This is a genomic window from [Chlorobium] sp. 445 (assembly GCA_002763895.1).
Classification (GTDB): domain Bacteria; phylum Bacteroidota; class Chlorobiia; order Chlorobiales; family Thermochlorobacteraceae; genus Thermochlorobacter.
In genome coordinates this window covers 44,752-63,354 of the sequence record NSLH01000012.1, presented here as the reverse complement: position 1 = coordinate 63,354, position 18,603 = coordinate 44,752, and the positions used below count along the sequence as shown (strand labels likewise).

Genomic DNA, 18,603 nt, shown 5'->3' with positions numbered 1-18,603 from the left:
AAAGTTTATATTAGACCAAAATATGCAAAAGTCATTAAAGCGCTGTAATGTATCAGGTTGTTTGAAATTGAAAAAGGAATCTCAAAACCAGTAAACAAATCAATGGGCTTTTTTGATGCCTTCAAGATTTCGCGTCTCAAAGAAGGGCTGAAGAAAACGCGTGAGAATCTCACCAGCAAGATCTCACGCTTAGTCAAAGGCAAAACCAAGATTGATGACGAATTTTTAGAAGAGTTAGAGCAAATTCTCATCGCGGCAGATGTGGGTGTGCAAACCACACTCAAAATCGTGGAAGCGATTTCAGCGCGTGCCAAGAAAGAGCGCTATATGAATGAGGACGAATTGCAGAAAATGGTGCGCGATGAAATTCAGAAAATGATGCTCGATGCTCGCACGACCACGCTGGTTGACTTTGAAGCTGCCTTGCCACATTCACCCTATGTGATTATGATTGTCGGGGTCAATGGTGTGGGCAAAACCACCAGCATTGGCAAGATGGCATACAACTACAAAAAAGCCGGTAAAACCGTCCTGATTGCTGCCGCTGACACATTTCGGGCAGCTGCCACAGAGCAACTTGAAATTTGGGCAGAACGTGCTGGCGTGCCAATTGTAGCACACGGACAGGGTGTCGATCCCAGTGCGGTAGTCTTTGATGCGCTAAGTTCTGCTATCGCAAAGAAAATCGATATTGTACTCGTCGATACAGCAGGACGCTTGCATAACAAAACCCACCTGATGGAAGAGCTTGCAAAAATTAAGCGCGTGATGAAAAAAAAGTTGCCAACCGCGCCCGATGAAGTCTTGCTTGTACTCGATAGCTCAACAGGGCAAAATGCCATCAATCAAGCCAAAGAGTTTTTGAAGGCTGTCGATGTAACAGGGCTTATTCTGACCAAACTCGATGGTACAGCAAAAGGTGGCGTTGTCATTGCAATTTCTAATGAACTTAGCATTCCCGTCAAGTATATTGGTGTCGGCGAGCAGATCGACGACCTGCAAATTTTTGACCGACAAAAATTCACAGAAGCCCTGTTTGAGTAACATAACAAACGTCTGGCGTCGTCGAAGGCTTTGTACATAGCAAGAACGAGACTTACCATAAGACATTTTAACCTTGCAAACTCTGACTATGCCTCTGGATGAACTGTTACACGACAGCGAGCAACTGCTCACTTTAATTTATGAATCAGCGAAAGTAGGGTTTTGCATCACAGATGAGCAGGGTAATTTTGTCTCGGTCAATACAAGTTACTGCAAAATTTATGGCTATGAAAAGGAAGAATTGATTGGTAAGCACTTTACAATGCTCGTGCCAGAGCCTCTGCGTCAGAAAGCAGTGCAGTTGCACGATGCATTTATTGCCGGCAATCCAGAAAGCAGTGCTCTCTGGCGCGTACAGCGAAAAGATGGGACAGAAATGCAGGTGTATGTAACGGCTGAACGACTTATCTCAAAGACAGGCAAACGCTATAAAGTGGCAACCGTAACCCCAATTTCTGATCTGTCTTGGCTGAGCAGTTCAAACCTGCTGGAGAAAGTGCGGGAAGAATCGCAACTGCAAGCCTTGCGCGATACGATGACAACCGTAACCGATATCGTCTTCAATGGCTTGCAAACCATGCTTTTTATCCGCTCAAAATTGGAGCAAAACCGTGCCACACCAGAAGAAGTGCGCCGTTTTGATGAGACCATTAAGCGTATTACAGAGCGTATTAATGCACTTGCAACTGTGACGCGCTACGAGACTAGGAAAATCGCTGAGGGCGTCAATATCATTGACTACACGACTAAAAATAAGAGCGACTCCCGAATGAAAGTCGCTCTATGCTCAATTACTGTAAAATCAAAATGGCGCGCAAGAGGCAAAAGTTGCGCTCTATCGATTGAGAAAGCTGCCAATAGCGTAAGAGGCTTGGACAGAAAAGAATCGACGCATAATTGGCGAGCCTAGCACATCAGGTGTTTGATTGTCTAGAAGGTTATTGACGCTGCCTTGAATTGTAACCCCAACATCTTTCCACTCATAGCCCACCGTGAGGTCGACAACCGTGCGATCGTTGAGGACGCCATTCCAGCGACCGGCGCGGAAAGTGTAGCTTGGAATATGACGTGCATGCAAGACGAGGAACGTTCCCGGTGCTAATTGATTGCGTAGTGTCACGGTGCCTTTGAATTTCCAGTTTGGCGCGTTAAGCAGGAGCGGAATGCCTTGCGCTTCAAATGGATTTTCAGCATTAGAGAGGGTCATGTACGAGATGCTGCCTTCAAGCAAGAGATCATCTGTAAAGTAATATGAAGCGCCTAAGTCGAAGCCTGTGATGACGGCGGCACCATAATTAAAGTAAGTGGTAAGTTGACCAGCAATACCAGGAAAGAGTGGGCGACCTTGTGCATCTTCGAGCACGCCCACACGGCGATTGGTACGGTTATCGTATGCAAAGGTGCGTACGCCATCTGAGATTTGGAATGCAGGACTAATAAAGTTGGTGTAGCGTGAGTAATACGCTACGAAATCAATAAAGAGTTTGCGCTCAAAGAGTCCTTTATAGCCGAACTCAAAGGTATTGACTTCTTCTGGGCGAAGGGGATTATAGACAGCAACGATATTGCCAGTTGGATTGCCTTGTGCATCGGGAGCACCATCACGCACGGTGTATCCGCCTACATTGCCGCGTGCTGCGCCGTTGAAGAGGAAAAGATGATTTTCCAAAATTACAGGCACTTTGAAAGCACGGTTGAAACCAGCACGCAGGTTTTGATTTTCCACGATTTCGTAGCCAAGACTCAGTTTCGGGCTGAACTGCGGATCATAGTAGGTGTGGTCGTCAAGACGGGCGGCAAGTGTCACGCGCAATTTGTTGTCAAAGAAGCGGCGGTCGACTTGCAGGTAGCCGCCGATTTCTGTTGCAGTAATATCAATCGAGAGAAAGTTGGAGACATTGGCAAGCACAAGGTTGGGGTTATTGGAGAGATAACTGCCTTTGGGATTGTAGAAGCGATACTGAAAGCCGCCAACGAGCTCAAAGCCTTCGATGTCGTATCGCAGTTGCAGTTCTGAATCCCAGAGTTGAGATTGGTCGATTGTGGCTGAAGCCGAGTCAATGAAGTCGCGCCGCACTTGTGCAAGCAGCTGATCGCGTGTGAGCGTTGCGCCGCCGGGCAGGGAGCGCAGGCGAATGGCTTCGCGTGCAAACCATTCAGCACGGTCGTGCAGCTGAAAGGACTTGCCTGCATCGTTTGCCGTGCGTGTAACTTGAAAGAACCAGCCGAGTTTGCCAAATGCACCATTGCCCTGCAAACTTTGATACTGAATCTGGTAGTCATTGGCTTCGAGCACCCCGAAGTTGCTGCCGACAAACCCGGTGGAAGAAGAAAAGCCAGCCATAAAACGCAGATTGACATCATCCGTACGGTAATAGAGCCCGCCATCAAGTTTGCGCAGTCCGGCTCGCATTGCAGAGACTTCGGTTTCACGGTAAGCGTAGCCTAAGTCAAAGAAGTTATCGAGTGTCGCGCGTGAAATGCGTAGCCCAGTGGGGGTCTCAGGGTTAAGCAGGGTTTGGTTTTGACCAATGTAGGCAGGTGGAACAAACATAAAGATGTTGCCACTCTCAAATTGATTGGCGTCCATCCATTGACCTGTGATTTTCCAACCAAAGTTGCCAGCATAATCAGCATAGCGCAAGTTAATGTCGTAGAGTGATTGTGTGCCGCCGCGCACGGTAAGGTCAACGCCGGCGTAGTCAAAAGGATTTTTGGTGAGCATATTGACAACGCCAGCATGAGCGTTTGGACCGTAGAGTGCGGCGGCAGGACCGACGACAATTTCAACAGCAGCTAAATCACTGGCAGGATTCGGCGCAAGCATAAATTGCGGCAAGCCAAGACCAGGCAACGTGGCAAGCCGACCATCAATGAGCGTCAGCATGCGCGTGTTGAACTGCGTGTTAAGCCCACGCGAAGTAATGTCGACCGTGTTGATACCGCGTTCAACAAAGTCAATACCTTTGAGTTTAGCAACTGCGCCCAACGGTGAGGGACTTGCACTTTGACGCATGGCTTGAATGTCCGCGGTCTCAATCGTAACAGGCGCATCCAGTTTTTTCTCTGCTCGACCTTTTGAAGCTGTAACTACGACTTCATCGATCACACGCACTGATTCGCGTAACTTGAAATCCAGCTGTGCTGTGCCCCCTTCAGAGAGAGTAACTTCAAGTATTTGTGGTTGATACCCAACATAACGAGCAATAACTTTGTATGTTCCTGCAGCAATACCTGAAATCTCAAACGTGCCGTTTGCTTTCACACTTGCACCGAAGCGTGTGCCTTGAACAAGCACGCTGGCACCGATAAGTGCTTCGCCCGTAGAGGCGTCTTTGACCGTCCCTGTAAGGGTTGCCGGTTGTGCAAAAGCAAGCAAAGGAGAAAAGAAAAAAATGACAATCGCAAAGAGCGACAAGGGTAACGGTTTTTGCATCATCATAGTTATTTGTTGTTGTTGCTGAAAGTCAGCATTTCGGTATCAAAAAGTGCAAGAAACTAAGGAATTTTTCGAGAAAAGTAATCTTCGTTGTGCTCGCAGCAAAAAATCGGTAACTTTCTGTAGATCTGTAATGCTACGAACTAGAACTAACTAAAAATTAGCAGTCGTTTCGTGCTCATCTCAAAGAGTTTGTTTGTCTTGATCATACCTCTGCTGCTTGCACTACTCATACTCTCTGAAAAACAGGGGGCACGGGTAAACTCTGCACCTGTGTCAGCGTTGCAATTATCTACATTCAATAACTTTCCAAAAGATAGTGTGCTTGAACAGATTCGCCACTACTGGCGTAGCAACATCGACAGTGTAGCCTTTTATGCCGACGTGCTTAGGCAGTACGCCGTTGACAGAAAAGACCCGCACGCCGAAGCGGAAGCCTTAGATGCGATAGGTTATGCATATGAGCGACAAGCAAAATACGATACGGCACTAACAATACGCCAGACGGCGCTGCAGATTTGGCAATCGCTGGGCGACCTTAGCAAAGTGGCTTGGTGCTATCACAGTTTGGGCAACATCTATAACGATCTCGGTGTTCCTGATGCAGCACTTTCTTTTCACTACAAAGCCTTGCAGATTCGCAATTCTTTGGGCAATGAGCAGGATATAAGCTGGTCGCACAACCACATTGGTGAGATATACAGTAGCCAAATGAAATATGACCGCGCACTCTACCATCAACAGAGCGCACTGAAAATATGCGAGAAGTTGAATTACAAGCCGGGATTAGCTTCGATCCACAATGGACTGGCAATGACGATGTTAAAACAATATCAGCTAGATGAAGCTATGCGGCATGCGTGGGCAGCGTTAGCGCTGGCAGATTCAATTGGCGATGCGTTTTACAAAGCCGCAGCACTAAACACACTTGGTGATGTAGACATGAAAAGACGCTTAGCACGTCAGGCACTGACGCATTATGCAAAAGCGTGCTCACTCTATGAAAAACTTGGACAGACTCGATACATTGCGGCAACACACATACGCCTAGGAGAAGCATACCTTGCACTAGGTGAATATAAGCAAGCCCTCAAGAACACTTCTTTTGCCATAGATGCGGCGCTGCGTATCAAAGCAAAGAAAGAGGAGAGTGAAGCCTACCGTGTGCTTACAGATATTGCTTTAGCAAAAGGCGACTTTAAGCAAGCGGTTGCTTTTCAGGGGCAGTACCTTTTGTTGCGCGATTCAATCTTGTCGGAAGAACGTGAACGCAACATTGCCTACCTTGAAGAAGAATTCGAAAGCAAGCGCAAAGATGAGGCACTGAAAGTGCTAAAAGAAGAAAAAGAACGTGAAGTGCAACTGCGCTTTGCGATTTCACTCTTAGCTGGATTTAGCGTGGTGGTCAGTGTGATAGCCGCCGCATTATTTTTTGTCTTGATGCGTCGTCGTAAAGCAGAAGCCGAAAATGAAAAGAAACGCGCAGAAGTCTATGAACGAATGGCACATGTGCAAGCTCAACTGCGCACTGAAGCAGAACTTGTGCAAGCTGATTTATACATTGAGCGCAGAGAATTAGAAAAAGCCAATCGCGCACTCGAGCAAGCCCTGCAAAAATTGGCGGAAAAACATGATGAAGCCGAAAGAGAGCACGAACGTGCGATGGAAGCCAATCGCAAACTCTCTGAAGCGCTTGCTATAATGGAGCGTCAGCGTGATGAGCTTGCCGAGCAGCGCAAAATTGCCGAAGAAGCCAGTGCATTCAAAACGGAACTGCTGACCATTGCCGCACACGACCTCAAAAATCCACTTCAGGTCATCATTGGATTTGCACAATTAATGAAAGAAAAAGAAGGCGTAGGTAAGTTTGCAATGCAAATTGAGGATGCGGCGCGCAAGATGCTCTTGCTGATCCAAGAACTTCTAGAAAGCAGCGCAGCGCAAGCAGGCAAGCTCGAACTGCAGCTTGCGCCAACTAACATTAGCTCGCTTGCCGCCCTGGTGGTAGAGTTTAATCGAGTAAACGCTGAAAAAAAAGGACAAACGATTTACTGTGACGCACAGCCTGAGTGTTATGCCATGGTCGATAGCAAGCGCTTCATGGAAGTGTTGGAAAACCTGATTTCAAATGCAATCAAGTATTCGCCGCCAAACAAGAGAATCTTTGTGACAGTGCAGAAAATCCCTCTAGGACAAAGTCATTGGCGACGTAGAACCGACTGGCCAGAACAATTAAACCTCAGTGATGTCATTGAAGTTATGGTGCGCGATGAAGGACCGGGTATCGCAGCAGATGAGATCCCCAAACTTTTTACTAAATTTCAAAAACTCTCAGCGCGCCCAACAGCTGGAGAAAGCTCGACGGGATTAGGGCTTTCAATTGTCAAGCAACTTGTGGAACTTCACGACGGCAAAGTGTGGGCAGAGTCAGAAGGTGAAGGTAGAGGCACCACGTTTTTTATAGCACTGCCTGCTTACAGTACAGAAGGAAAAACTCCAAATTCATCTGAACAAACACATCATGACTTCAACGCAACCGGCGCTTCTTGTAATTGATGATGACCCTGCACAGTTTCAGTACTATGCTGCAGCCCTGTCAAGATTTAACTTAAAGATAGAGCATGCATCCGATGGGTATGTAGGACTGAGAAAAATTTCTGAGCAATACTACGACCTTGTTCTGCTCGACATCTCAATGCCAAAAATGTCAGGTGTGGAGTTGCTGCGCGCTGTGGAGCAAATGCCACAAATCACACTGCCGCTAACAGTCATTATCAGCAGTCTTGATCAAAAAGAAACCATGATGGAAGCACTCTCGCTTGGCGCAAGTGCCTACCTTTTGAAACCCATCAATGTAGAGTCGCTCAAAAACCTTGTCAAGCAATACACTGGCTTGCTGGAACAAGTGCAGACCAGTCGGACAGAAGAGCAAAACGGTGGGCGCACTGCGACGGCACAACTGGGAGCTCTTGCGTCAGGTAGCTCTAAAGAAGACAACAGTGTGTTTGCCCCAGCATCTAAACCTGTGAAGAAAAGTCAGTACACCTCACTCTCGCAAGCTATGGCAAGCATGGTGTTTCAAAAAATCATGGGGACATTAGTTGTAGAAACGCAAGTGGGCATCGGGCGTCTGAAATACTTTCGTGGTAAGTTGCAAAAAGTCGAATTCTGCGGTCAAAGCGGTATCGATGCTCTGGAATCGTTGCAAAAATTGCCAGCGCTATCTATCACAATAGAACCTTAAGCCATAAATCGAGCACGTGTTTTCTCTAATTCATTATCATTCACCCCAGTCGCTGCAAGCATTGCTTGCAAGGCGCAGTGCTCTCGAGAGCGATGCCGAACAGCGCGTCAAAGAAATTCTTGTTGCAGTCAAAACAGAGGGCGATAGTGCAGTACGGCGTTTTGTAAAGCAATTCGACGGTGTCGAGCTCAAGTCTTTCCAAGCTACAGCAAAAGAGCTCAATCAGGCGCTAAAAAGTGTCCCAAAATCACTCATCAAAATTTTGGAGAAGGCAGCTAAAAACATTTTGCATTTTCACGAGCACGAACTGGAGAAGAGTTTTTTCTACGATGATGGTGATGGGGTAATTATTGGTCAAAAAATCACGCCAATTGAACGGGCGCTCTGCTATGTGCCCGGAGGTAAAGCCGTCTATCCCTCATCAGTCTTGATGAATGTCATTCCAGCAAAAGTTGCAGGTGTGAGCGAGATTTATCTGACTTCACCTGTGGGAAAGTCGCAAACGGTGCATCCATACATTGCAGCAGCAGCTAGTGTAGTCGGTCTAAAGCAGGTGTTCAAGCTCGGCGGAGCGCATGCAATTGCAGCATTTGCCTTTGGCACACAAAGCATCCCGAAAGTCGACAAAATCACAGGTCCAGGAAATAAATATGTAGCAATTGCAAAGCGTCTGGTCTTCGGTGAAGTCTCAATTGACTCGATAGCAGGACCATCGGAAATAGCTATTATTGCCGATGAGAGTGCTAAGCCGGCGTTCATTACTCTGGACCTTTTTTCACAAGCCGAGCATGATGAAGACGCCTCTGCCGTGCTCATTACACCATCGCAAGCATTAGCCGATCAGGTGCAGAAGGAAGCGATGGTGAGACTATCCAAAATGAAGCGTAAGGCGATCATTCAATCGGCCATAGAGCGGCACGCTGCAATTATCCTGGTCAAAAATTTGGATGAAGCCTGCGAAGTTGCCAATCTGCTTGCACCTGAGCACTTGGAAGTGCAAACTGCAAGTCCATGGGAACTGATGCCTAAGCTCAAACATGCTGGTGCAATTTTCTTGGGTGAGTACTCGAGCGAGCCAGTCGGCGATTATTTTGCAGGACCTAACCATACTTTGCCGACAAGTGGCACCGCCCGCTTTTTCTCTGCGCTCTCCACACGAGATTTTCTCAAACGCACCTCTATTATTCAATATTCCAAGACGCGTTTGATGAAAACCGGTAAAGATATTGCAGCTTTTGCCGATGCCGAAGAATTGGACGCACACGCCGAAGCGATACGAATTAGACTTTCAGCGAAGCGATGAAAATTCTGACGAAATACATCTTAAAGCAGCACATTCCGCCCTTTATCTTTGCATTTTCTACGGTGATTTTCGTCTTCACGGTGCAATTCCTGACACGCACACTGGATCGATTGGTAGGCAAAGGACTTTCGATTGCAACGATTACGGAACTGGTGGTGCTACAAATGGCATGGATGGTCGTGCTGGCTGCCCCAATGGCATCGCTAGTGGCAACGCTGATGACCTTCGGCAACCTTACCAGTACGCTTGAGATGACGGCAATACGCGCAGGTGGAATTTCGCTCGGGCGCATACTCTTGCCAGTGCTGAGCGCAGGATTGATTTTAACCTACCTTGCCGAACGGTTCGGTAACGTGGTCTTGCCCGAAGCCAATCATCGCGCAAAAGTCCTGATGATGGATATTTCGCGTCAGAAGCCTGCCTTTGCACTCAAAGACAATGTCTTCTCCGATATGATTTATGGCTACTCTATTCTCGCAAGAAAAACAGTCGATACCACATCAAAACTCTATGGCGTAACGATTTACGACTATTCACAACCGAATACCACAGCGATCATTACCGCCGATTCAGCAGAAATGGAATTTAGCAGCGATGGCAATCATCTTTTGATGATACTCTATCAAGGTGAAATGCATGACATCGACCGCGACACACGCCAGAGTTATCGCCGTGTCAGCTTTTATGCCCATCGTATACTCTTCGATGCAACAGGCTATGGCTTCGAGCGTTCTGATGAAAGCACAGTCTCGCGCGGCGACCGTGAACTCTCAGCCAGTGATATGCTGGCAATCTGCGATAGTCTCTTGTTGCAAATAGCTTCTGCAGAAAAGAATTACCAGAAGGCACTCTTCGCTCACATACAAGAACTCGTATTACCTCACTCAAGGCTACGACAAGATACACTGAGTCAAATTCAGATTCAGCAGTCTTCCGAACCTGACCTATTGAGTCCTGAAATCGATTCGCTATTTGCTGTGCTGGCACAAACGCCTGCTATGCCAATGACACTCGATTCAATTGGATACATTCGCCGCGTGGAAGGAGCACGCCGTGAAGCCAGTCTTGACTATGCTATTACAACACTGCGCAATCAAATGACTGCGACCTCTGGCAATCTTTATACGATAGACAATCAGCAAAACGCAGTGAGCACTTATATGGTAGAAGTGCACAAAAAATATGCGTTGCCGTTTGCCTGTTTTTTCTTTGTGCTCGTAGGTGTGCCACTTGGGGTGCTCACAAAGCGCGGGGGATTTGGTGTAGGTGCAGGACTGTCACTTATCTTTTTTTTGCTATATTGGATATTTCTTATTGGTGGTGAAAAATTAGCCGATAGACGACTGCTCTCCCCAGCTGTCGCAATGTGGTCAGGCAATGCGGTGATTCTTTTGATAGGTCTCTTCTTGCTCATGCGAGCTTCAGGTGTAACTTTCTTGAAATGGCCAAAAAAACTTTGACTTACTGACTTAGAATTGAAAAACTTGAGAGGTATGGCGGTTTTTGAATAGTCAAACAAAATCGTCTATATTTGCAACACGGTGTTATAATGCAGTCGCACAAGCAACTTTTGAGTAACTAAAACCAAACACCAGTTTTCACATCTCCGTTAATATCAAAAGCACAAAACCAACATGAGTCACAGCAAACTCCTTTCACTTATTCTTTGGTCAGCGGTGCTAAGTGCCATCGTCTCAGGATGTGCTGCATGCAGTTCCGCCCCTGTTGCGCCACCAAGACCCGTGATCAAACTGTTCGAAGCAAAACACAACATCATTGAGGAGGGTAAATCGACAACCATTTCTTGGGCTGTTGAAGATGCCGATACTGTAGAAATTAGTGAAATTGGAATCGTGGAAGCTGAAGGCTCAAAGACACTTCAGCCAAGTGCAACCACAACTTACACGATTAGAGCTGTTAAAGAAGGCATGGTAACGGAAATGCCAATTAGTGTAACTGTAACACCACCGCCGCCAGCACCTACCGTGGTCTTCTCAGCTAATCCAACCAGCATCAAAGCTGATGAAAAGTCCATATTATCATGGGACGCCAAAAATGCAGAGTATGTAGAAATTCGTGAAGGAAACACCCTGATTGGGCTTTTCCAACCGAAGGGAACGTATGAAGTCGTTGGAAAAACCAAGGGCACTCTGAACTACAGTATCACAGCGTTTGGTAGAGGTGGTAAAGCAAGTGCCAATACTTCAGTCGATGTAACGGACTTTACAGTAGGCGATAAGATTGCTATCTCTATCAATTTCCCGACAGGGAGCGCTGTAATTCCGCGTGCAGAAGAATCAAAACTAACTGAAGTTGTCCAACTGCTCAAGCAAAAGTCAAACCTGCTCATTGAAATTTCTGGTCATACCGATAACACGGGCGGTGGACGATTGGCACCGAAAGGCAAGAGAGAAACGGACAAAGCCTATGAGCGTCGTGTAGCACAATTTGAAGCACGCCGTAAGAGAGCAAATCAGATCTTGTCACTGCGTCGTGCTGGTGCTGTGCGTACCTACCTCATTAAGCAGGGTATAGCGGCACGCCGCATGTCCGTCAGAGGGGCAGGTGAATCCGAACCAATTGCTGATAACGACACGGAGGAAGGTCGTGCAAAAAACCGTCGTATTGAACTGCGTGCAACGGGCACCATGCAAGATGTAAAACAAACACGTGAGAGAGCGCGTCAGGTTAGAAAAGCAAGAGGTGTAAATTAGAACCGCAGTCAAGAAAGGCAAGTCGAGCAAAGACTTGCCTTTTTTGTTTGCATAGAAAGACGCTTGACAATGAGCCTAATGGTGAGCATATCGGGAATTCGTGGCATTGTAGGAGAAAGTCTGACACCAGACGTTCTGCTCTCTTATGTGCAGGGTTTTGCCACGTGGCTCTACGAACAAAAAAGCGGAGGGCGCATCAATTTAGATGTCGGTGTGCCAAAAGTGGTCATTGGGCGCGACACTCGTCCGACCGGTCAAGCCATTTTGAATTTTGTGGAATCGATATTGGTTCAATCAGGCTGCGCAGTAGTAAATCTGGGTGTAGCGACAACACCGACTGTGGAAATCGCCGTCTTAGAAGAACATGCCAATGGTGGTATCATTGTCTCGGCTTCGCACAATCCGCTCGAGTGGAATGCCCTTAAGCTACTCAATCACCTTGGTGAATTTCTCAGCGCAGCACAAGGCGAAGAGCTCAAACGAATCGTGGCAAGCCGAAAGTTTGTCTCGGCGTCATGGAACAAGTTTGGAATGGCGGTCTCTAACCCACATTATGCCGATGTGCATATTCAAAAAACGCTATCGCTGCCTGTGATAGATAGGGCAAAAATCAGAGCGCGGCAATACAAAATCTTGGTCGATGCGGTAAATGGCGCTGGTTCAGACATTATCCCAAAGCTGTGCGAGGCGTTAGGCGCCGCAGAGGTCATCCGAATTGCTTGCAATGGCAGCGGCATCTTCCCCCGACCCCCTGAGCCGATTGAAGAAAACTTAGTAGAAACACAAGGCCTGACGGCATACTACGGCGCAGATATTGGCATTGTGGTCGACCCCGATGTCGACCGCGTTTGCTTTATCTGCGAAGATGGCTCACTCTTTGGTGAAGAATATACGCTGGTAGCTTGTGCTGATTTTTATTTGAAGCATAAGAAAGGCAGTGTAGTCAATAATCTCTCAAGCAGTTTTGCCCTGCGCGATGTGGCGCAGCAGCATGGTGTACCGTGCTATAGTGCGAAGGTCGGTGAAGCCAATGTCATTGAAGTGATGAAGCGCGTCAAGGCAAGCATCGGGGGTGAGGGCAATGGCGGCGTGATTTTGCCTGATTTGCACTACGGCAGAGATGCTCTGGTTGGCATCACACTTTTTTTGCAAGCCTTCGCAGATTATCAAGAGCGCAATCCTGAGAAAAAACTCTCCGATTTTAAGCGCACCTTTCCACAATATGAGATGGTGAAGCGAAAACTCAAGTGGGAGCACACCACAGTGCATGATGCCTTGCCCAAACTCAGAGCTGCATACCCCAATGCGAAAGTGCTCACCGAAGATGGCGTGAAGCTAGAATTTGATGCAGCGTGGATACATCTGCGCAAATCCAATACTGAACCGATTGTACGCATCTATGCTGAAGCCAGAACCAAAGCCGAAGCAGAGGCACTTGCTGCCGCCTGCATCAAAACCCTGCAAGAAACCACTGAACTTGCTCACTGAAAACATCTGACATAAAAGCAAAACTGCTTGCACCCAGCACTTGGAGCAAGCAGCATTGCCATAGTAAGGAGACCTAAATACAGCACGCCTGTGCGGGAAAATGCGATGCACAAACGCCAGTCGCTGTGCTTAATCGCACTCGAAAGATGGAAAGACCTTTACGCTGGTCACGGTGCCAGTTTCATTGCGGAGCAAGAAGTTGAACACTTGGCTTTTGCCCGCATCCACTTGTCGCAGAGGGGTACCACGAAAGGTGCCATCGTTTGTCAGTGAGAAGGTAGAGACAACCTGAATCTTTCCATTTTGATCGTAGCCTGCGGCAATAGCAACAGGATTTTTACAAGGTGCTTTGCCCGTAGCGCTGAATGTGCCTGTGATACGAAACCCGCCACCTTCAGTTGATGTATTCACATTTGTAATCGTGGCCATAGCGTTGGATTCCTTCAAGCGCAAGCCTTTCGCTGTCAGTTTGCATGAACGGACCTTCCCTTTGACTTTGCTCATGTCGCGCACGCGCTCAAAGGGTGAAGTCTCCCCAGGCGGAATAACGCTGCGTGACGCCATCACTTGGTCAACGGCCATGGTCCCCGCATCTTTTGCAGTAAAACGATCAACGCCAAGCGAATTGCCTTTTTCATCTAAGTATTCAATGTCTATTTGCACAAAGCAAAGCGGATTGGGATGCGTGTTGCGCACTTCGCCAACCACAACGACTGAGCCACCAATGGATTCGCGCAGGCTGTATGAGACAATTTCCACTGGTACCTCCGTTTGTGCATAAAGTGGCGTCTCATAAAGAACAATTACAGCAGAAAGAGCGATGAAAAGGTGTGTGTGCATATTCCTATTTGATGAATACAAGGTTTAAGCAGGCTGATTTCAGGTGCTTGCCATGCTGGTAAGATACAACAGCAGAGTAACCAAATGGTAACCGCACAGGCAAAGCAAAAAAGTAGCCAGAGACAGTCTGGATAACGGTTGGGCAAGGTACAAGCAACTACAGAGCAGGAAGTATCGCACAAAAAGACTTTACGAAAACTTAATTTTTAGCAACTCACAAAATCTCCTACTTTTGCAGCGCTACTCTGATCTCAATCTCAATTTCACACTAAACTGCGCTGTAAAAAACTCATGAAAAAAACATACTCTGGATGTGCATAGTGCTGCTTAGCATCTCTGGTGCATCGGCACAAGCACAGGTAAACTTGCCAAGTTCCTCACCTTACACTGAAACATTTGATGGTATCGGGAGTGGATTGCCCGTTGGCTGGACCGTGCGCACAGGGGCTTCCGCAACAGCATTAGGCACAATTCAACCCCTGACCACAACAGCAACCGCATGGAGTAATACCACAGGACGGTTCAATAACTATGCCTCGGCAGACGCTTTGAGTTCATCTGCTACAGCTTCTGAACAAGCCAGCGCTACTGACCGCGCACTGGGCGTGCGGCAAACCGCAGCATTTGGCGACATAGGCGCAGCCTTTGTGCTGCAAATCGCAAACACAACAGGCAAAAGCAGTTTTACGCTCTCATTTAAACTACAGTCTTTAGACATCACGTCGCCACGCACAGCGACATGGATAGTCGACTACGGCTTTGGTGCAACACCAACAACCTTCACCCCAGCGACCACAACACCAGCGACACTAACAACAGGCGGTTCAAGTTTTACAAACACAACGGTAACCGTTAACTTCGGCGCTGCACTCGACAACCAATCAGGTCCAGTCTGGATTCGAATTGTAACGCTCTCTAACACAACAGGGAGCGGTAACCGCCCTTCAACGGGGATTGACGACGTGCAACTATCGTGGGGCGCTGATACGACACCACCTACCATTGCATCGCTGAATCCAGCAAATAATGCCACAAATGTTAGTTTGAACGCTAACCTTGTGGCCACATTTGATGAACCTATTCAAAAGGGCACAGGCAACATCACGATTCGCCGCACCAGCGACAACAGCATTTTCGAACAATTTGATGTTACCGACAGCCGTGCAAGTGTCTCAGGTGCCGTGCTTACAATCGATCCGAGCGGCACCTTTGCTGGAACGACTGGCTACTATGTAGAAATTGCAGCTGGTGCAATTAAGGATTTAGCAGGCAATAATTTTGCAGGTATCACAGGCAGCGGCACATGGAGTTTTACCACAACCGACCCGCTCAACATTGTAGAACCGTTTGATGGTCCGGGGCTACCAGCAGGATGGACGGCTGTAAGCGTGGTAGGCGCACAAGTCTGGACGCATATCACCTCGCCGCCAGAGCCTTCGAACCGCGTCAATAGCATGCCAGGTGCAGTTCGAATGAATGGATTTTCCAGTGGTCCACAAAACAATGAAGATTGGCTGATTTCGCCCGCCTTTGATCTTACGCCCTATAATTTTCCAATTTTGTCATTTTTCTCTCGCGCATTCTTCAATGGGGCACTGCCGCAACTGGAGCTCTATGTAACAACCAATTACACTGGCGATCCAACTACAACCACTTGGACGCGGCTCAATGGCAAGTTCCCAACTGGCACAGGGTTCTGGCAACAATCCACTGGGATTAACCTATCGCCCTACAAGAGCACGCAGACACGCATAGCATTCCGATATATTTCTTCTACGACCGCAGGTGCAGCAGAGTGGACTATTGATGATTTTGCTCTGACCAACCAGGCCTCGCCACCGCCGCCAGCGTTTGGGACAACAGTAACTGGCATGACAAACTTGCACTTCGGCTTTGTAAATGTAGGCGCAAACTCCGCACCGAAGACCTTTCTTTTTGCAGCAACCGATATCACGACAAACCTCACTGTTACTGCCCCACCACAGTTTCAGATTTCAAAAGATGGAATCACATACTCAAGCGTGCTAACCTACACGCCCACTGAAGCGGCAGCATTCAATACGCTCTATGTGCGCTTTAGTCCAACAGTAGCAAATGCCTTTTCAGGGCGCATCTCATTTGTCAGTGGCAGTAGTATCAATACGCAGGTTGGATATCTATCGGGCTCTTCCTTGCCAACATCAAGCACGCTGGATGTGATGACCTGGAACATTGAGTGGTTTGGTAGCACAACTCAGGGACCAAGCGACGAAGCCTTGCAACTGCAAAATGTGCGCGATGTGATTCTCAACAGCCAAGCGGATATTATTGGTGTTAATGAAATTGCAAATGTTGGGGCGTTCAACAATTTGATTGCCGCACTCAATGCAGCGACAGCACCGGGCACTTTTGCTGGTAGCCTGTCGCCTTTCACCTCGCAATCGTATGATGCAGCTGATGGTCAGCGCGTGGGATTCATCTGGCGTACCGCAGTAGTCAATCCAATTTCCTTCCGTGCATTGCTCACAGAAGGGGTAAGCACAACCAGTGCACCACCACCTTATGCGCAGCCGGGCTATTCGCTACCCGGCTACCCCGGCGGCGATTTAACGCGCTACTGGGCAAGCGGACGATTCCCCTACCTCATGGTCGCAGATGTAACAATCGGTAGCATCACCAAGCGAATGCACTTCATTAGCATCCATGCCAGAGCAAATGGAACAGAAAGTGCAACCGACCAGCGCTACAATATGCGCCGCTATGATGTCGAGGTCTTGAGAGATTCACTACTTGCACAATTTCCTGATGCTGATATCGTGATGCTGGGCGACTACAATGATGATGTGGACGAGACCGTTGCAAATAATCCATTCGGGCGACCACCGGGATTCACGGAAAGCAGTTACTATGCTTATGTCAATGATCCAAGCAATTTCCGTGTGATTAGCGATGTGCTTAGTAATGCTGGACTGCGCTCGTTCCTATCATTTGATAACATGATTGACCACATCATGATCTCAGATGAACTGTTCTCTCAATACATTCCCGGTGGTACGCGCGTGGTTTATGCCAACGAAGACATTCCAAACTACCTGACAACCACATCAGACCACTTGCCAGTGATGGCACGCTTCAACTTCAATGCGGGACAAATTGCAGGTAATTACCAAACACTACCGATTGCAACTTCCGTAACTGCAGCGTCTAATGTTAGCATCACAAACACAGGCACGCTAACGCTCAATGATGTCATCAACCTTAATGGAAAAACACTGCGCGTCAATAACTCTGCGCCCGGAGCGGTAACTGGGACAGGCCACACCTTCAATGGTACATTTGTGCGTGCAATTCAAAGCACAGGCACGCCGTCATATCTCTTCCCAATCGGTACGAGTACAGACAACCGCAGCGCAACTGTAACTTTCACCACAGCACCGGGCGGTACAAATCCTGTGCTCACAGCGTTCTTCAACAGCAGCGACCCCGGCACCACAGGCTTGAGTTCCTTGGGGCTCACCAATATCTGGCGTGATGGCTTCTGGACCATCAATCAGACCGGCAACCCCACAGGCACCTACAACCTTTCCCTGAATACGGCTGGCATATCGGGTATCAATAACCCAACGACGGTGCGCATTATTCGCCGTGCAACCGGCAGCGGCACTTGGGTAGGTGCAACTGTAATTCAAGCTAATGCAAGCTCAACTGCCTCACTCATCACAGCTGAAGGATTCAGTGGCTTCTCAGAGTTCTCACTCTCAAGCGAAAGCGACAATCCCTTGCCCGTTGAACTGACGGCATTTACCGGCAACGCCACAGCAAGCGGCGTGCGTCTGACATGGCAAACCGCCTCGGAACGCAACAACGCGGGCTTTGAAGTGCGCCGCAGCGAAAATGATGACGAGTTTGTAACGATAGCCAGCTATCAATTCTCACCCGAACTGCGAGGCAAAGGCACAAGCAGCAGTACAACAAACTATGCGTTTTTGGATGCCACTGTGGAAGCTGGCAAGCGCTATACCTACCGTTTGCGTTCAGTGGATGTGGATGGCGCCGTGCATGACTATGCGCAGACAGTGACGGTAGAGGTGCGTGAGCCAGTACAAGCACGCGTGTATGAGTATGCGCTGGAGCAGAACTATCCGAATCCATTTAACCCCAGCACCGTGATTCGCTTCACGATGAAGCAGGCAGGGGCGGCTACACTGATCATCACAGATGTGTTAGGTAGAGTGGTGATGCAAGAGCAGCTTCAAGCCAGAGTAGGCGAGAACCTCTATCGATTTACAGCTCAAAATTTAGGTAGTGGTGTGTATTTCTACACCTTGCGAGCACCCGGTTTTCAGCAGACGAAAAAGATGATGCTGGTAAAGTAAGAGCAGGTATGGAATAGAGTCTAAGTAAATTAGCTAGGGGCGAGAGATATCTCGCCTCTTTTGTTTTGGTGGCTTTGCTTTACTTGAATGAGAGTGCAAACAAACTCCGCATGTCTTCATTCCGCTTCCTCACATTTTAATTTTCCCTTACGCTGTTTAACTTCTCACCATCTACA

11 protein-coding genes are annotated in these 18,603 nt (G+C 48.0%); 9 read left to right on the top strand and 2 right to left on the bottom strand.

Translation table 11 applies throughout. The annotated features are described in order from the left end of the window. Positions 1 to 102: 102 nt before the first annotated feature. A complete protein-coding gene (locus CMR00_06670; protein PIO48153.1) occupies positions 103 to 1,044 on the top strand; it encodes a signal recognition particle-docking protein FtsY in 942 nt (313 codons plus the stop codon). An 88-nt stretch (positions 1,045 to 1,132) separates the two neighbouring features. Then, positions 1,133 to 1,954, top strand: coding sequence for a hypothetical protein (locus CMR00_06665; GenBank protein ID PIO48139.1), 822 nt, complete (start codon positions 1,133 to 1,135; stop codon positions 1,952 to 1,954). On the opposite strand, the gene CMR00_06660 is transcribed toward CMR00_06665, so the two are convergent. Next, the gene (locus CMR00_06660; protein PIO48138.1) at positions 1,880 to 4,486 is read right to left on the bottom strand and encodes a hypothetical protein; all 2,607 of its coding nucleotides are present in this window, start codon (positions 4,484 to 4,486) and stop codon (positions 1,880 to 1,882) included. The genes CMR00_06665 and CMR00_06660 overlap by 75 nt on opposite strands. A gap of 171 nt (positions 4,487 to 4,657) precedes the next feature. Here CMR00_06660 and CMR00_06655 point away from each other — a divergent pair, with 171 nt between their 5' ends. From CMR00_06655 to glmM, 6 genes are all read left to right on the top strand, one after another. Next, positions 4,658 to 7,039, top strand: coding sequence for a hypothetical protein (locus CMR00_06655; GenBank protein ID PIO48137.1), 2,382 nt, complete (start codon positions 4,658 to 4,660; stop codon positions 7,037 to 7,039). Then, positions 7,005 to 7,727, top strand: coding sequence for a hypothetical protein (locus CMR00_06650; GenBank protein PIO48136.1), 723 nt, complete (start codon positions 7,005 to 7,007; stop codon positions 7,725 to 7,727). The genes CMR00_06655 and CMR00_06650 overlap by 35 nt, the downstream gene beginning before the upstream one ends. Before the next feature lie 16 nt (positions 7,728 to 7,743). Then, a complete protein-coding gene (gene hisD / locus CMR00_06645) occupies positions 7,744 to 9,030 on the top strand; it encodes a histidinol dehydrogenase (protein PIO48135.1) in 1,287 nt (428 codons plus the stop codon). Then, complete coding sequence (locus CMR00_06640) at positions 9,027 to 10,490, top strand: permease (GenBank protein ID PIO48134.1); 1,464 nt, start codon at positions 9,027 to 9,029, stop codon at positions 10,488 to 10,490. Before hisD ends, CMR00_06640 begins: the two co-directional genes overlap by 4 nt. Positions 10,491 to 10,664: 174 nt before the next feature. Further along, complete coding sequence (locus CMR00_06635) at positions 10,665 to 11,744, top strand: hypothetical protein (GenBank protein PIO48133.1); 1,080 nt, start codon at positions 10,665 to 10,667, stop codon at positions 11,742 to 11,744. Positions 11,745 to 11,813: 69 nt separating this feature from the next. Next, on the top strand, positions 11,814 to 13,232 hold the full coding sequence (gene glmM, locus CMR00_06630; GenBank protein PIO48152.1) for a phosphoglucosamine mutase: 1,419 nt from the start codon (positions 11,814 to 11,816) through the stop codon (positions 13,230 to 13,232). Between the two features lie 129 nt (positions 13,233 to 13,361). Here the strand turns inward: glmM and CMR00_06625 are convergent, their stop codons facing one another. After that, positions 13,362 to 14,072 (bottom strand): hypothetical protein, encoded by a 711-nt coding sequence (locus tag CMR00_06625; protein PIO48132.1) that lies wholly within the window; start codon positions 14,070 to 14,072, stop codon positions 13,362 to 13,364. A 311-nt stretch (positions 14,073 to 14,383) separates the two neighbouring features. Between CMR00_06625 and CMR00_06620 the strand changes: the two genes are divergently transcribed. Next, positions 14,384 to 18,427, top strand: coding sequence for a hypothetical protein (locus CMR00_06620; protein PIO48131.1), 4,044 nt, complete (start codon positions 14,384 to 14,386; stop codon positions 18,425 to 18,427). Positions 18,428 to 18,603: the final 176 nt, after the last annotated feature.

What these genes read in the sequence shown, in the direction of transcription:
- CMR00_06660 (PIO48138.1), bottom strand. Translation starts at nt 4,486, where the DNA reads ATGATGATGCAAAAACCGTTACCCTTGTCGCTCTTTGCGATTGTCATT.
- CMR00_06625 (PIO48132.1), bottom strand. Translation starts at nt 14,072, where the DNA reads ATGCACACACACCTTTTCATCGCTCTTTCTGCTGTAATTGTTCTTTAT.
- CMR00_06665 (PIO48139.1), top strand. Translation starts at nt 1,133, where the DNA reads ATGCCTCTGGATGAACTGTTACACGACAGCGAGCAACTGCTCACTTTA.
- CMR00_06640 (PIO48134.1), top strand. Translation starts at nt 9,027, where the DNA reads ATGAAAATTCTGACGAAATACATCTTAAAGCAGCACATTCCGCCCTTT.
- CMR00_06635 (PIO48133.1), top strand. Translation starts at nt 10,665, where the DNA reads ATGAGTCACAGCAAACTCCTTTCACTTATTCTTTGGTCAGCGGTGCTA.
- CMR00_06650 (PIO48136.1), top strand. Translation starts at nt 7,005, where the DNA reads ATGACTTCAACGCAACCGGCGCTTCTTGTAATTGATGATGACCCTGCA.
- CMR00_06670 (PIO48153.1), top strand. Translation starts at nt 103, where the DNA reads ATGGGCTTTTTTGATGCCTTCAAGATTTCGCGTCTCAAAGAAGGGCTG.
- CMR00_06620 (PIO48131.1), top strand. Translation starts at nt 14,384, where the DNA reads ATGTGCATAGTGCTGCTTAGCATCTCTGGTGCATCGGCACAAGCACAG.
- glmM (PIO48152.1), top strand. Translation starts at nt 11,814, where the DNA reads ATGAGCCTAATGGTGAGCATATCGGGAATTCGTGGCATTGTAGGAGAA.